Consider the following 15,178-nt stretch of genomic DNA (forward strand, 5'->3'; position numbering starts at 1 on the left):
AGGAGGCCGCGATGCGGCTCGACTCTGTCTCTGACCACCCGGACCTGTGGACTGCTGCTGTGTGCGCAGATCCGGCTATCGACCCGGATCTGTTCTTCCCGGACCGCTGGGACGACGCCCGCGAGGCGCAGATCGTATGCGGGGACTGCCCGTTGCTGGCCCAGTGCGCGAGTAGGGCGCTGCAGACCGAGGTCTACGCCGGCGTGGTCGCGTCGGTGCCGATGCCGCCGCTGTACGCCGGCAAGCGGGTCCGCGAGGCCGCCCGAAAGGAATTGCGGCGTATCGCCGCTGGTGGCGCACCGCTGTTGCAGGACGAACCGGTGAGCACGGTGTGGCGTGACCCGGAATTCCAGATCCGCGTCTACGAGCTGCGCGTGGAGGTCGGGTTCAGCTGGCCGCGCGTCGCCGAGCAGCTGGGTGTGGGCACCGACACCGCACGCCGCGCTCTGCACGCCTACAGCGGCGGCCGGGAAGGGCTGGTGGCGTGATGACCGGGATCGAGTGGACCGAGGTCACCTGGAACCCGGTCACCGGATGCGACCGCATCTCGGCGGGCTGCGACGACTGCTACGCGCTGGCGATGGCCCGCCGCCTCAAGGCGATGGGCTCGGCGAAGTACCAGAACGACGGCGACCCCCGGACCTCCGGGCCCGGGTTCGCGGTCACCGAACACCCGGGGGCGTTGGACATCCCGCGCCGGTGGCGCACCGCGCGGCTGGTGTTCGTGAACTCGATGTCGGATCTGTTCCACGCGAAGGTGTCGGAGGACTTCGTGCGGGCTGTGGTCGACGTCATCGCCGAGACCCCGCAGCACACCTACCAGGTCCTGACGAAGCGGCCGGAGCGGGCGCGCAAGCTCACCGAGCGTGGCCTGGTGTTCCCGCCGAACCTGTGGCTGGGGACCTCGGTCGAGAACGGTGCGGTCACCCACCGCATCGACGCCCTGGTGAAAACCCCTGCGGCGGTGCGGTTCCTGTCGTGCGAGCCGCTGATCGGCCCGGTCGACCTGGATCGGTGGCTGTTCACCGAGCCTGGCCTGGACTGGGTGATCGCCGGTGGCGAGTCCGGCCCGAACCCCCGCCCGATGCACCCGGACTGGGTGCGTGACCTGCGCGACGAGTGCGTCGCCGCCGAGGTCCCGTTCTTCTTCAAGCAGTGGGGTGGGCGCACCCCGAAGGCTGCCGGCCGCGAGCTCGATGGCCGGATCTGGAACCAGATGCCGCTGCGTGCGGACGCCGCCCGGACGCCGGAGGTGGCGCGATGACGCACGGACTCACGGCCACGGACCTGTTCGCCGGTGCGGGCGGCAGCTCGGAAGGCTTGCGGCAGGCCGGTTACCAGGTGCTCTACGCCGCCAACCACTGGCAGACGGCGGTGGACACCCACCAGGCCAACCACCCCGACACCGACCACCGACTGGCGAACCTGTCGGAGACCGACTTCCGGACCTTCGGCCGCACGAACCTGCTGTGGGTGTCCCCGAGCTGCGTGTGGCACGCCCGCTCCGGTGGCCGCAAACAGCCGTCGGTCGAGGCCGAGCTGCGCCGCGCCGACGAGGGATCGATCGACCGCGCAACGGCTTTCGCGGTCATCGCCGCGACCGAGGTCCACGCCTACGACGCGGTGATCGTCGAGAACGTCACCGAGTTCATGAACTGGGGGCGCGGCGTGATGTACCGCTGGTGGCTCGACGGTATGACCGCCCTGGGCTACAAGCACCAGGTCGTCACCCTCAACTCCGCCGACGTCGGCCCGAACCCGGTGGCGCAGAACCGGATCCGTTTCTATGCGGTCTTCACCCGCCACGGCGACGTGAACCTGGACGTCACCCCCGGGCCGCGCACGCCCGCGACCGCGATCCTCGACCCCGACCTGGGAGAGCTCAAGACCAGCCACGGCTACGTCGCCGACCAGGTCGCCGAGATCGCCGTGCCGGGCGTCCCGCACCTGACCGTGTACCGCAACCACGGTCGCGCTCGCCGTGCCGATCAGCACCAGCTGGCCACGGTCACCGCGGGCGGCAACCACCACGGGATCGCGACCGTGACCGACGCCGGCGTGTACCGGCGGCTGCTGAACAACCGCGAAAGGGCCCGTGCGCAGGGCTTTCCCGACGACTACGTGTTCCACGGCCGGAACGTCCCGGTCATCAAGAACGGCAAGCGCCGCTACCTCGACGAGGTCCGCATGCAGATCGGCAACGCCGTCTCGGTCAACGTCGCCCGCTTCATCGGTGAGCGCACCGCCAACGCCCTGGAGGTGGCGTAGCCATGGACCGCAGCGTGAAAGCCCCCCGTGAGGGCATGGATCCGGAATGGCGCGAGGTGTGCGGCGTCGCCGGGGTCGCGGTCGGCGTCCCCGCGCTGGTCGAGGTCGCCGGGCTCAGTGTCTGGTTGGCGCCGGTGTTCGGCGGGCCCGCTCAGGATGTGCCGCTGAGGAATCCGGCCGGTCTGGGTTGGCATTTGTTCGCCGAGCAGTCCCTGCAGTGGCCCGTCGAGGCGTGGGCAGGGCTCGGCACGATCGCGCTCTCGACCGTCGCCGGTGTGGTCGGGAGCGTGTGGGCGTGGCGCGCGGCCTGCGAGAAGTGCGGTGAGCTCAAGGCGTCGGCGGGCCAGAAGAAGGCCGCCCGGAAGGCCTCGAAGGAGCAGGCGCGGACGCTGGTGAAGGCGTCGGCGGCGAATACGCTGCCGCGCAAGCCGATCCGTCGTGAGGCGGTCGACGTTCAGGCCCGCTACATGGCGCGCGGCGGTGAGCTCGACGACCTCAGCTTCGAGGCGGCGGCCGCCAAGGCTGCCGACCTGAAGGTGCGCCTGGGTGAGGACGACGTGCCGGGTGTGCTGGTGGCCCGCTCGGTTCTCGACGGTCGCCCGCTGTACGCCTCGTATGAGGATCTGCACCTCGACATTTGGGGTCCGCGCTCGGGCAAGTCCACCTCCCGGGTGATTCCGGCGGTGATGGAGGCCGTCGGGCCCGTGGTCGCCACCAGCAACAAGCGCGACGTGGTCGATGCAACCCGCTCTGTGCGCGATGAGGTCGGCGACGTGTACGTGTTCGACCCGCAGGGCGTGGCCGAGGAGCCGTGCACCTGGTACTGGGATCCGATCGCGTGGGTCGCCGGGCCCGACGGTGGTGAGGGCGCCCAGGAACGGGCTGCTGAGCTGGCGGGCCATTTCGCTGCCGCCGAGGACGGTGCCACGAGCGGGGACAACTTCTTCCCGCAGGAGGGTGAGGACCTGCTGGCCGCGCTGTTCCTGGCGTGCGCGCTGGCCAAGAAGCCCATCACCCAAGCCTTCGCGTGGGTGACTCGGGCCGATGACCCCGAGCCGGTCGGGATCCTCGACGACAGCGGGTTCGACCTGGTCGCGGGTGCGCTGTCGAGCCAGTACAACGCGCAGGCCAAGCAGCGCGACGGCGTGTTCGGCACCGCGAAGAAGATGGCGGCCTGCCTGAAGTATTCGCGGATCCGGCCGTGGGTCACCCCGCCGGCCAAGGGTGAGGCCCCGCGCCGTGCCTTCGACGTCGACGCCTTCGTCACCTCCCGCGACACCCTGTACCCGCTGTCGGAGGAGAGCAAGAGCTCCGCGGGCCCGCTGGTCGTGGCCCTGTGCGCGGCGGTCGCCGACGCGGGCAAGCGCGAAGGCCGCCGCCACCCCGGCGGTCGGCTGCCGGTGCCGCTGCTGCTGGTCCTCGATGAGGCCGCCAACATCGTGAAATGGGCTGACCTGCCCAAGCAGTACAGCCATTTCGGCTCCCGGGGCATGGTCGTGATGACGATCCTGCAGTCCTGGGCCCAGGGCGTGCGCTGCTGGGGCCCCGACGGCATGAAGGCACTGCTCTCGGCTGCCAACGTCCTGACGTTGGGTGCCGGTCTGAAGGACACCGGGTTCCTCAAGGACATGAGCGAGCTGGTCGGCCACCACTACGAGCTGGTCACTAGCACCAGCACCAGCCGCGGCAAGGGCAACTCCAGCCGCTCGACCTCGACCTCGCGCACCACCGAGGTCACCCTGGCCCCCAGCGATCTGTCCGCCCTGCCCAAGGGCCGAGTGCTCGTGTTCGTCAACGGTCACCGCGCCTTGCTCGCGGAAACGGTGCCGTGGTTCGAGCGCCCCTACGCCGACCAGATCCGCGCCGCTCTCGGCGAGGACAGCGAATCCGACAACCCCCAACCCACCCAGGCGGGCCGTACGCGGCTGCGTGCGGTCCCGCCGTGGACCGACGAGGAAGGCCAGACCGCATGACCGACAACGGAACTCAGCCCACCACCACCGGAGAGACCGCCGAGCAGGTGATCCCGCAGATGGACCTGGGCGATCTGCTCGAAGGCGCGATCGGCAAGGCCGTCACCACGCAGATCAACGCCCAGGCCAAGGAAATCGCCGACGGCGTGGTCAAGGCCATGCTCACCCCCGAAGTCATCGCCGGCATGCGCGAGACCGCCATCGTCCAGGCCGAACGCGCCCTCAACCCCGCCCCCGAGCCGGAACCCGAGCCGGAACCCGAGCCGGAGCCGGAACCCGAGCCCGTCGAGGAGGAGCCCGAGGACGCGCCCGAGCCGCCGGAGCCGGAGTTCGCGCGGGTGAAGGAGTTCGTCGAGGAGTACGTGACCGAGATCTACCGGCGTGAGGTGTCCATGCGGGACGCGCCGCTGCACTGGTGCCCGATGTGGTGGCTCCACGGCGAGGTCGTCGCCCGGTTCGAGGCCCTGCACCAGGCGTTCGAGCACCTGCGCCAGGGTGAGGAGACCGAGCTCGCGGCGTTCTGGCTGGTGTATTTCGACCCGATGATGGACCGGATCTTCGACCGCGAAGGCCCGTTCAAGTACTGCTCGGTCGCCCACGGCCACAACGGCAAACTGCCGAGCCTGCCGATCGTGATCGCGCCGGAGGAGGCCTTCCCCGAAGACGGCCGCCCCGAGCACGTCACGCCCTCGGCGATCGTGGTGGCCGGTGCGCCGGTCGGGAACCGCCGTCCCGTGCCCGGGAGCTGGGAGTTCCCCGGATGACCGCGCCAGCCCCCAATAGAGCCTCGCGGGCGCGCGTCCGCGCGGGCGCGCGCGAGGCCGATCGTAACCGCGGTTCGTTCGAGACCATCACCGCCGCGCTGGAACAGAAGGTGGGTCCGGGCCGCACTGCCGGGGAGTGGACCCGCTACTGCTGCCCGGTCCACGAGGCTGATGGCGGCCACCACAACCCGTCGCTGATCGTGAAGTACCTGCCTGATGCCGGCCGTACGAAGGTGCAGTGCAAAGCGGGCTGCGACGACGAGCTGGTGCTCGGCCAGCTCGGGTTGGCGGTCCGCGACCTCTACGACGCCCCGATCACGCGCGGATCGGATGTCGGCCCAGTCAGGCGCGCGCCGCGCCCGCGGCAGCTCTCGGCCGCCGACCGTGCGATCGACGCGGCCGGGCTGCCGCTGGTGAAGCCGAAAAAGGATCTGGGTGACCAGGTTTCGGCGTGGAAGCAGACTGCTGTCTACCCGTACGCCCGCGAGGACGGCACCGTCGCCGGCGAGGTCATCCGCGAGGAAGCCTGGTTCGACAAGGGCCGTGACAAGCGGTTCCACCAGCGGGCCTGGAGCCCGGAAAACGGTTGGGCCGACACCGGTTTCGACCCGATCCCGTTCCAGCTGCCGCGCGTGCTGGACGCGATCCGCGAGGGCCAGGTCGTCTACGTCTGCGAGGGCGAGAAAGACGTCCTCGAAGGCGAGCGCGCCGGGCTGGCCGCGACCACCAACGCCGGCGGTGCGTCGGGATGGAAACCCGAGCACGCCGCATGGCTGCGTGGCGCCCACACCGTCGTGATCGTCACCGACCGCGACGCGCCTGGTTATCGCCGCGCCGAACGGGTGATGGCCAGCCTTGTCGGGCTCGTGCAGCGGGTGCGGATCGTGCAGGCCGCGACCGGCAAGGACCTGTTCGACCACCTGGCCGCCGGGCACGACATCGGCGAACTGGAGCCGATCCCGCACCTGGATCCCCTCACCCCCACCGGGCCCGCGGCCACCGCCGCGCCCGCTCCCGAAATCCCTGCAGCCGAGACCGATGTCGTCTCGGCTGCGGCGTCTGCACCCCAGGAAGGACCCTCCATGCCCAGCCACGCCTACGGCAGCAACGACCACGTCCCCGCCCCCAACCCCGGCAACGAGGAAGTCGACCACGTCAGCCGCGGCTGGGCGTCGTTCATGCAGCTGCTGATGCAGTACCTGATCGCCGCCGCCCGCCGCCACGTCGAAGCCAACCGTCAGGCCGCCGAAGAAGCCGCCGCCCGCGACGCCGACGAAAAGGCCCGGGCCGAAGCGAAGCAGGCCACCGACCGCGCCGCCGCCGAAGGCCGGATCCGCAAGCTGCGCGAGCGTGGCTTCGAGAACGCCTCGCGCACCGAGATCGCCCAGGCCGTCGCTGACGCCGTCGCCTACGCCCCCGACAGCGAGACCGCCCGCAAGGCCCTGGTCGCACTGAAAGTCCACGTCAAGGACCGCTACGGCATCGAAATCGACGCCCTGTCCGGTCAGGTCACCTCCGACGCTGCGGCGTCGCCGGAGCTGGCGGCGTCGCTGGCCGCCGCCGACGCCGATCGGGCGTCGGCGGATCGGGTCAACAAGGCCCGCGACCACATGGTCGAGATGGTCGCGCGCGAAGGGCTCGACGAGAACGTCAAGGAAGAGCTCTACGGCGAGATCGAGAAGTGGCGCGCCAACCCCTCCGCCATGCGGCTGTCGGAACTGACCAAAAAGCTCTCTGACAAGGGCGTGGGCGCCGAGACCGTCACCAAGATCCGGTTCGTCGCCTCCTACCTGGGCACCCCGGGCCAGCAGCCCACCAGCGCCGAACTCGGCACCTACCCTGATGCGGTCACCGCTGTCACCGCGACCACGGAGCTGCGCAAGCTGCCCGCCCCGCTGGTCGATCTCGGCGAGGAGGCCAAGCCGGGCATCGACAAGCTGTTCGTCGACTACCAGGACCGGCTCAAGACCGGCAACAAGCGCATGATCGCCGAGACCCGGGAGAAGCTGAACCGGGCGATGGCTGTGCTCACCCCCGAGGACCAGGCCAAGGCCCGCGCCCGCGGCAACGACATCCGCAAGAACCCCGCCGGCCGCTTCACCAAGCTGTGGCCCGAACACGTCGACCGCGACGAGCTGGCCGCCCAGACGCGCGCCTACGCGCTGCTGGCACCGCAAGCCGAGGCCGCCGCGGTGCGCGCCAACTCCATCGACGACGCCACCGCCTCGTCGATGCGCAAGCAGGTCGACCGCCACCACAAGGCCATCACCACGGCGATCACCAGCGGCAAAGGCCTGCACCAGCTGGAGAAGGATCAGCTCGCTGCCGTGCTGCGGGACGTGGACGCAGGCAAGACCAGCGTCCCGGAGCTGCTGTTCGCCACCGACCGCGCCGCCGCCGCCTACGACGCCGACCGCGCCGTGCGCATCGCCCACAACGCCAGCCACGCCCACCGCCGCCAGGTGGAGAAGGTGCTCGACACCAATGCGGTCCCGAACGGCACCGTGCGCCGCACCCGCGACGAGCTCACCCAGGTCATGGACGTCCAAGCGGCTATGGCCGCCGGTCGCGCGAGTCTGTCGGACTACGAGCGCACCGGAGTGGCCGAGAAGTTCGACGCCCGCCTCGCAGCGTCCGGGGTGAGTCAGCCGATGCGCAACCGGGTCACAGGGAACCTGCTGACCGCCGCCGGGGAAGCCGCCAGCCTCGGCAAGCAGGCGGCGCGGATCGTCGACCGCTGGGAACAGCGCCGCGAAACCGTCGAAGCCGCCCGCGCCCCGGAGACACCCGTCTACGACAGCGCCGAACGCCGCGAGGCGTTCCGATCCAACCTCGAAGCCGCAGGCCTGGACCCCGACCAAGTCGCCCAGCGCATGGCCGCCGACGCCGGCCGCGCCAAGCCCGTCTCCGCTGCGGTCAAACGAGCCCCCAGCGAAGCGCGCCAGACCATGCCCGGCGCGGGCGTGGCCCGCGCCTACCAACGCGGCAAGGGCCGTGGCCGCGACGACAACGACCTGGACCGATAGCCCCCGATTTCCCTCTCACCCAACCCATTTCAGGAGGAAAACCATGTCCGCCAACACTGCCGCCGCGCTCGAAGCGCTGGCCCGCGACCTGCTCGCAGTTCCCGAGAATGCCGCCCTGTTCGCCGATCCGGCCGCGGTCATCGTGCAGATGGCCGCACGCATCACCGAACTGCGCCGCCACCTCGACGGCGTCACCCACGACTGCCGAACCGCCGAACGCTGGATCGAGCGTTACCGCCCCCGGTTCCGCAACATGCGCGCCGATCAGGAGCGGCTGCAGGACGCGGCGATGCAGTTCGCTGTCGAGCTCGGCCTGGCCGATCTGACCACCATCGCGCAGGGCTGAGGGATCAGGCCGTGACCACCGTCGACGAGGCTCCGGACGACTCCCGCCAGGAGTACGGCTGGGGCCTCGCCCCGTCTCACCTGAAAACCCGCCGCCAGCTGCGGGAAATGGGCAAGAGCCCCGGCCAGTCCCTGGTCGCGCTCATGGTCGGCAAGGTCCGAGGCCGCCGCGTGGTGGCCAGCCTCTTCGACCCCGACCTTGCCCCGGCCAAGCGCGTCCCGACCGACGCGCAGCTGGCCGCCATCCGCAAAGCCACCACCGAACACCAGCTCCGGGCCGCGCAACGGCGGGGATTCTCCCGCGCCGAGATGAGCGCCCCGGTCGAACCTGCCCCCGGCTGGGAGCAGGACCACAAGGAAGGAAACACCGTGTCGAACAAGAATTTCCAGGAACAGCCGCGGTCGCGGTACGCGGTGGAGGCCGACGAGCTGCAGCAGCGCCTCGACGCGATCACCGCGATCCTGGATCGGGCCCCGGACGACCGCGAATTCGACGAGGCCCTCGACAGGCAGGATCCCCATGCCAACAGCGAGAAGTCCGAGGCCAGCTACACCGCCTACATCCAGGGCATGGAGCAGGAGGAACGGGCCGCCAGGGCGAACCTCGACCGGTACCTGACCGACAACCGCGTCTTCCTGCTCACCGACCCCTATTGGGGAGCGCAGCTGCCCGAGCAGGACACCGCCGGCCGAACCGCCGGAGCGGCCGAAGCCCCAGCCGAGGGTGTCCCGCTGCCGGTCGGACACGGGCAGCGGATGGCGTTCCTGCTGGCCACGGTCGCGGTCAACCAGGCCCGCTACCGCGATCAACGCTTGGGCACCGCCGTCGAGGACGCCAAGGCTGTCGGCCCCGAGACGGTCGCCGAGGTGCTCGCCAAGCTCGACCAGGAGCAGGCCCTCGTCGAGGCCCGTCTGGAAGCGCGGCTGCAGGACAACCCGACGGCGACCGTCGAGGCGTTGGCGGATGCGTTGGTGTGGCACTCCAACTCCGAGATCGCGGCCAAGCACCTGCGTCAGATCACCTTCGACTACGCCGACCAGTGGGGCGTGATGGTCGACGCCACGGACTTCAGCGTCGGCATCGACCCGGACTTCGATGCGGTCGACGCCCAGAACCACGCCGAGGCCTGGCGCCTGCACGACCGCGAGTCCTCGGTGATGGACATCGTGTCCGCCATGCCGCTGCTCGCCGCCGCGAAAGGCGCGGTCAGTGAAGCGATCTCGGCATGGCGGGGAATCGGGATTTCCCCGGTCGATCCGCGCGGGCACATCAACGACCAGGCAGCGCGCCGCGAGCGTCTGGACACCGATCTGGCGGCAGTGAAGCTGCCCGAGGCCGATCGGGCCCGGGTGTCGTTCGTCGTGGACTATCTGCGCGGCAACACCGCCGACGTGGACCTGCTCTACAGCCCGGTCCTCGTCGACCCCGGGGAGGAGGCCCGCGGGCGGGTGCCGCGCCTGCTGGAAGCGTTCACGACCAACCCCACGGCCGGGCCGCTGGTCCGTGAGGAGATCAAGGTCATGACCCCCGCCGACCAGGACCGAGTCCGCCAGGCAGGCACGCAGATCGCCCGCGGCGGTGAGGTCGACGTGAAGCTGTGGCCCGGCTACGTCGACCGCTACGACCTCGGTGAGGAACTCTGCGACTACGCCGACGAGGTCGACGAGCTGGCCACGCTCGCCGACTACCTCGCCAGCGAGGACTACTTCCTGCCCGAGGAGCGCGAACGGCTCGGCGCGGTCACCTCCGACAACGCTGCGGGATCCATCCGCGACGACGTCAACGTGCAGATCACCCGCATGAGCGAGCAGCGCGAGCAGCTGCGCGTCATGATCCACGACGGCAAGGGCCTGGCCGCCGTGGAACGCGCCCAGCTCGCCGCCGTCCTCGCCGATATCGACACCGGGCGGATCCGCGGCCACAAGCAGCTGCCGGAGCTGCTGTTCGCCGACGAAAAGACCAAGGCCGACGCCGACGTCAAACGCGTGGGCGTGCCCGCCTCCAAACTCTCGACTGCGACCCAGGAGGCCGTGACCCAGCGCATCGCGGCCTCCGGCGCCGCGCCGCAGAGCTGGGACTCCGCCGAACGCCTCGAGCGCACGGTGTCCGCGATCGGGGACTCCCTCTACACCGTGGCCTGCGGCGCCCGGGGCTCCGGCGGGATCGAGTTCGAGCGGAAGAACTACGCCAACAAGTACGCCAGCCTCGGCAGACAGCTGGTCGAGATGGGTGCCGGTGAGGTTGCTCGCACCGAGATCGGGCAGCTGCTCGCCGACCGGGCTCGCCAGGCCGGGGAGCTGGGCCGGACCGCCGCATGGCGGGAGCAGCAGTGGACGGCCAAGGTCGAGGCCGCTGTGGCCGACCGCAACGACGCCCTTGCCCAGCGCCAGGCCGCCGCCGCCGGCCGCGCACCCAACACCGGGCACGCCCGCGCTCCGCGGACGGAGAAGGCCGCCGGAGAGGCTCACGCCCAAGCCCAAGCGCAGGCCCAGTCCTCCCGGGCCGCCGCCGGGCGCCGTCAGCTGCACTCGCCGGAGGTCGAGCGATGACCGAGACCGTGGACCTGTACGTGATCGCCCGCCTGGAATCCGATGCGGCAGTGGCCGACATCTTCTGCTGTGAGGTCTTCTACGACGCCGAGGACGGGGCCGTGACGGGGCGCAGCGTGGGCGGCTGGTGGGAATCGGTGGCTACCGCGCCCGGCAGGCCGGCGACGCTGGAAGCGCTCGACGAGGAGCTCTACATCGGCGGCTACATCCGAGCCGGTGCCTGGCGCCAGCGCGTCACCGCCGCGGGCGCGACGCGGTACTTCGCCGACGCCACCGCCGACCTCGACGACCTCGACCGATAGCTCTGATAGCTCCGATAGCTCCGAAGACAGCGATAACCCCGGCGGCTCGAACCCGCCGGGGTTATCGCTGTCTGAGGGTATGCCGTCCCGGGCCCCATGCGTCCCGGCCTTTCGTCCCATCGCCTCTCCAGTGAAGAGGGCTATCCGTCCTGGTCGTCACCGAACAGCGGGAGCTGCCGGGACGGGGAGGGCCCGCCGAGACGGCGCAGGCACCGCGCGCAGGTGACCTCGGCGCGGGTTGGTTGCAGCACGGTGGGAGACCATCCCGCGATCCCGGTGCGGCACAGCAGCTCCGGGACTTCCTCGTCCTCGACCCACGCGCCGAGGCTGACCGCGTGCACGGTGCGCCCGGCCCGCACGATCGCGTGCACGCCGGCGTCGCCGAACCGGGCCCGCGCGCTAGCGGCCAGAGGCGAGATGTCGGTCATACGCCAAACGGTAGAGGCGCCGACCGACAGCCGCCGGCCGCTGATATGGCTGGCTTTGATCGCGAAATCCGGCGTCACCTGATCGCGAATTTCAGCACCGCCCCCGCAGCGTTCCAGGCGCTGGTTCTGCGAGGTTGATCGGCCGTATGGCTTCGGGGTCTTACGACACGTCAGGTTCGAGCATCGTGAAGTGGGCGATCCACCGCTCAAGCACGACAGGATCACGGAGCTTCCGCACAGTCTCGTGGTGGAACGGGATCGCGTCGGCAACCACTTGGATGACGCGGTGCGGGGGGGTGTAGGCGTGCTCCTCGTAGAAGTGGTGTCCCACTTCCCTCACGATCATCTGCAACGCCATGCCGTGACCTTCGAAGCACAGTTCGTCGCCTACGCGGGGAAGCGCCAGGCCGTTGACCGTGAATATCGGATCTTCGTCCTCCTCATCCCGTGTCCCATCCGCACGGATGATCTGGACGAACAGGTGGTAGCGCACAGGGCCCACCAGAGAGGTGAGCTGAGAGTTCTCCTCTGCCATCACCTTTCACATCGTGACGGCAGGGAGTCCGTGTTGTAGCTGGAATCCACGGTTGGATCACGTCGTCGAAGCGGGCCCGACTCGCCCGTCCAGCGTGCGCGCGAGTTCCTTATAAGCGCTGATGATGCGACGTGGGATCGGCCGTATCGGTAGGCCATCGAGAAACTCCTGAAGCGGGATCGGCCAGCGCCTGGCCATGCAAGCCCGGCGCCATCCGACGATGATGTCCGCGACATCGATCGGCAAGAAAGGGCTCTGCGCAATCCCTTCCAAGAATTGCAGATCAGGCAAGGTGAGCACTGCGGGGGCGAGGATCCTGCCATCGAATTCTTCGAGGTGCGGCCGACTGCGCAGTTGTAGGTCCAGGTCGGTGGTGTCCAGGTTCGGCACTCCGCCGTCGGGAACGATGATCAACGGCACGAAGACAGTCGAGCGGGAGACTCCGAATTCGGATCCGTCGGTGTAGAGCTTGCGGACCGATTTGGCTACCTGGTTGAACTTCCCGTCATCACCGGAGAAGGTCTGGACGATGTCGGCGGCGTAGTCCTCCACCGAACCGAGCCCCTGCACGAGAGCCGCATCGAGATGATGGTTGGTGGCATCGATGACGAAGCAGTGTCGGCCGGCGGGGATGACCCAGTCGCACGCAGACGCCAGTGCACCCTTGTTCTCGGTCCAGGCCGCTTGGAGCTCGGCTTCGTGAACGAGGCGCTTCATCTTCCTGCTGCCCGTGAACAATCCCGACAAGGACTCACCGACCGACCGCTCGAAGGCATGGTTCATGCCCTGGCTGAATGCCTCTGCGGCCGAGCCTGGGACAGGCTTGCGCCGCTTGTGGCTCGGCAGGGCCATGAAAGTCGGCCAGTACAGCAACGAACCGAAGAAGCGGTCGATCCCCCATTGATAGCGCAGCAACAGCACAGTGTCGGGCGAGAGCTGCAGGAACGGGTACTGGGTCATCGTGTAGCGCTGCCATGGGGTCCGTCCGTGCCTGTGATCAGCGATCAGTTTCGCCCGAAAGTCGGTCGGCGGTAGCGACATGTCCTTGATGCAGAACGACACCGCGCTCTCGGCGGCCCCTGCGGCGAGAAGGTCCGCCCGGGAGAATTCGACCTGACCAGCCTTGGCTCGCTTCGCAATGATCTGACCGAGCGCAAGCAGATCGAGCAGCTCGACACCGTTGGCCTTGGCGAAGGTATCTGCAGGTGTCGCTCCCAGATCTGGGTGAGTTACCTTCTCCGGCCACGGCCGGAACCACAGTTCTTGGGTGTTGGCCTGTAGTACTTCCAGCAGCCGGATGGAGTCAGCGAGGGCGTTCGCTACCTGCGAGAGCATGAGTTCCCGCAGCGCGGCGAGGGTTTGCTCGGAATCGCGGGCAACGGCATCCTCGCTCATCTGCTGTATCGCTTCGGGAGATGCCAGCCCGTCATCGCTGTAGGCGTTCCGGTTTTGCTCGGTGTTGATCGAGAGGATCAGATGCGTCAGCACCTCAAAGGTCGCGGGACCGGTCTCGGCGTCGATCGCCGCGTGCTCAAGAACCTCTCTGGTGAGTTGGGTGAGCGCGCGTGGAGGGATGAGGAAATCACCCTTCCGGACCCGCGGCACCAGCGTTTCTGCCCATGGGGCGCCGGTCGAGTGAAGAAGTTCCAGCTGAAACGGTATTCGCTTGTAGTCCTTTGCCATCGCCTCATCGAGCTTGGACCACAGCTCGGTCACCACTCGCACAGTCGATGTCAGATCGACATCTCCGAGCAAGGCCGCACGGTCCTCGGCCTCGATCGGAGACAACCCGGCATCGGCGGACATCAGTATGAAGTTCTGCTTCGCCATCTCGGCCTGTACATGTGCCGCATCCCGCGAAGCAACAGATTCGACAGGAGGGGACGACTGAGCTTTCGGACTCTTCTGCTTCGGAGGACGATTCTGATTCCGACGCCCATACCGGTTTTTGCCCAAGGCTTGCCCGCCCTCCCGCGTGAATGAGTCGACGCGAAGCGTACGGCGAAAACTCTCCTGTTCACACTGGATTAAGCCCTACTGCTTCGCAGAGTCTGCCAAGAGTTCACGAAGGATGTTTCCAGCCAGTTCGAGAGCTGAGATCTTCAGTGGCGCTGAAGGTCTCAGCGTCGTGCAATCAGCAGGACGCCTGGAACGGGAAGCATAGCTGGGGTGGGGTTGTCGGCTGTGCGGGTGCGACGGTCGGGGTGACCACGGTCGTGTTGGCCGGCGTGGCGGCCGATCCCATGTGGGTGAGGGTCAGCACGACCAGGAGCAGGGCCACACCGCCGGCGATCACCGCGAAGGCCCACAGCATCGGGATGGGTGAGGCACTGCGGTAGCCGTGGAAGTACAAGGACGTGTAGCGGCCCGGCCTGGTTGCGCGGCGGTAGTGGTACCCCCCGCGTGTCTTTCCCCGCGGAGAATGCCGCCGCACCCCGTACCCCATGAGCGGCAGTATGACCCTGGGGGCCGACACGATCGGGGCTGTTGGGCGAGAGATGGCACGGAAAGCGATCAGCGGGTGAGCTCGGCCCACCGTTCGTGTGCGGACTGGCGAGTCATGCCGGCGGCCCTGCCGATCTCCTCCCAGGGCGCGCCCCGCTCGCGAGCCTCCAGCACCGCAGAGCTCCTGAGCGGCGATATGTAGTGAAGTAACCGACTGTGGCGGCTAGCTGAAATCTGCTGTTTCGGGTGTAGACATTGTTCAGGGTTAGGTATACAGTCGCTGTCGTACGCAAGGAAGATCAAGTTCCCGGGCAGATCGAAGGCTCGGGGCAGGAAGTTCCGTCCGTCCTCTCCGGCGGAGAAGAGAATCCGGTGAAACCGGCCGGACCGTCGGAGAGGACGAACCAGCACGCCCTGCGGGTATGTCGGCGATCGAGGAGGTGGTCACTGAGTAGTCATTTATCGGTTCCGTGTCCTGGCGTTCGCCGTGGACGGCCCGCAGGGCGGGCGACCCGTTTCGAGAGCGAATTCCCTCTTCCGTA

The 15,178-nt window shown here is 68.7% G+C and carries 13 protein-coding genes; 9 read left to right on the forward strand and 4 right to left on the reverse strand.

Annotated features, from left to right (window positions below):
* The first annotated feature begins 11 nt into the window (after positions 1-11).
* Genes ACYVKL_RS22905 through ACYVKL_RS22945 form a run of 9 tightly spaced genes read left to right on the forward strand, consistent with a single transcriptional unit; the run spans position 12 to position 11,228 of the window.
* Complete coding sequence (locus ACYVKL_RS22905; protein ID WP_379174324.1) at positions 12-488, forward strand: WhiB family transcriptional regulator; 477 nt, start codon at positions 12-14, stop codon at positions 486-488.
* Positions 488-1,264 carry a DUF5131 family protein gene (locus ACYVKL_RS22910; RefSeq protein ID WP_379174323.1) on the forward strand — a complete coding sequence of 259 codons (777 nt, stop codon included), beginning with the start codon at positions 488-490 and terminating at the stop codon, positions 1,262-1,264. Before ACYVKL_RS22905 ends, ACYVKL_RS22910 begins: the two co-directional genes overlap by 1 nt.
* Positions 1,261-2,268 (forward strand): DNA cytosine methyltransferase, encoded by a 1,008-nt coding sequence (locus ACYVKL_RS22915; protein ID WP_379174322.1) that lies wholly within the window; start codon positions 1,261-1,263, stop codon positions 2,266-2,268. The genes ACYVKL_RS22910 and ACYVKL_RS22915 overlap by 4 nt, the downstream gene beginning before the upstream one ends.
* Before the next feature lie 2 nt (positions 2,269-2,270).
* Positions 2,271-4,241, forward strand: a complete 1,971-nt coding sequence (locus ACYVKL_RS22920; protein ID WP_379174321.1) for a type IV secretory system conjugative DNA transfer family protein — start codon at positions 2,271-2,273, stop codon at positions 4,239-4,241.
* The gene (locus ACYVKL_RS22925) at positions 4,238-5,005 is read left to right on the forward strand and encodes a DUF4913 domain-containing protein (RefSeq protein ID WP_379174320.1); all 768 of its coding nucleotides are present in this window, start codon (positions 4,238-4,240) and stop codon (positions 5,003-5,005) included. The genes ACYVKL_RS22920 and ACYVKL_RS22925 overlap by 4 nt, the downstream gene beginning before the upstream one ends.
* The gene (locus ACYVKL_RS22930) at positions 5,002-8,031 is read left to right on the forward strand and encodes a hypothetical protein (RefSeq protein WP_379174319.1); all 3,030 of its coding nucleotides are present in this window, start codon (positions 5,002-5,004) and stop codon (positions 8,029-8,031) included. Before ACYVKL_RS22925 ends, ACYVKL_RS22930 begins: the two co-directional genes overlap by 4 nt.
* 43 nt (positions 8,032-8,074) lie before the next feature.
* On the forward strand, positions 8,075-8,377 hold the full coding sequence (locus ACYVKL_RS22935; RefSeq protein WP_379174317.1) for a hypothetical protein: 303 nt from the start codon (positions 8,075-8,077) through the stop codon (positions 8,375-8,377).
* Between the two features lie 11 nt (positions 8,378-8,388).
* Positions 8,389-10,926 (forward strand): hypothetical protein, encoded by a 2,538-nt coding sequence (locus ACYVKL_RS22940; RefSeq protein ID WP_379174316.1) that lies wholly within the window; start codon positions 8,389-8,391, stop codon positions 10,924-10,926.
* The gene (locus ACYVKL_RS22945) at positions 10,923-11,228 is read left to right on the forward strand and encodes a hypothetical protein (protein ID WP_379174315.1); all 306 of its coding nucleotides are present in this window, start codon (positions 10,923-10,925) and stop codon (positions 11,226-11,228) included. Before ACYVKL_RS22940 ends, ACYVKL_RS22945 begins: the two co-directional genes overlap by 4 nt.
* A gap of 140 nt (positions 11,229-11,368) precedes the next feature.
* Here ACYVKL_RS22945 and ACYVKL_RS22950 read toward each other — a convergent pair whose 3' ends face one another.
* The 4 genes from ACYVKL_RS22950 to ACYVKL_RS22965 all read right to left on the reverse strand — a co-directional run bounded on the left by ACYVKL_RS22950 (position 11,369) and on the right by ACYVKL_RS22965 (position 14,637).
* Complete coding sequence (locus ACYVKL_RS22950) at positions 11,369-11,656, reverse strand: hypothetical protein (RefSeq protein ID WP_379174314.1); 288 nt, start codon at positions 11,654-11,656, stop codon at positions 11,369-11,371.
* A 160-nt stretch (positions 11,657-11,816) separates the two neighbouring features.
* Positions 11,817-12,191: a hypothetical protein gene (locus ACYVKL_RS22955; protein WP_460772780.1), complete on the reverse strand. Its 375-nt coding sequence runs from the start codon at positions 12,189-12,191 to the stop codon at positions 11,817-11,819.
* Between the two features lie 57 nt (positions 12,192-12,248).
* Complete coding sequence (locus tag ACYVKL_RS22960) at positions 12,249-14,021, reverse strand: hypothetical protein (protein ID WP_379174312.1); 1,773 nt, start codon at positions 14,019-14,021, stop codon at positions 12,249-12,251.
* 304 nt (positions 14,022-14,325) lie between these two features.
* Positions 14,326-14,637 (reverse strand): hypothetical protein, encoded by a 312-nt coding sequence (locus ACYVKL_RS22965; RefSeq protein ID WP_379174311.1) that lies wholly within the window; start codon positions 14,635-14,637, stop codon positions 14,326-14,328.
* Positions 14,638-15,178: the final 541 nt, after the last annotated feature.

This window comes from Nocardia tengchongensis (genome assembly GCF_054781395.1).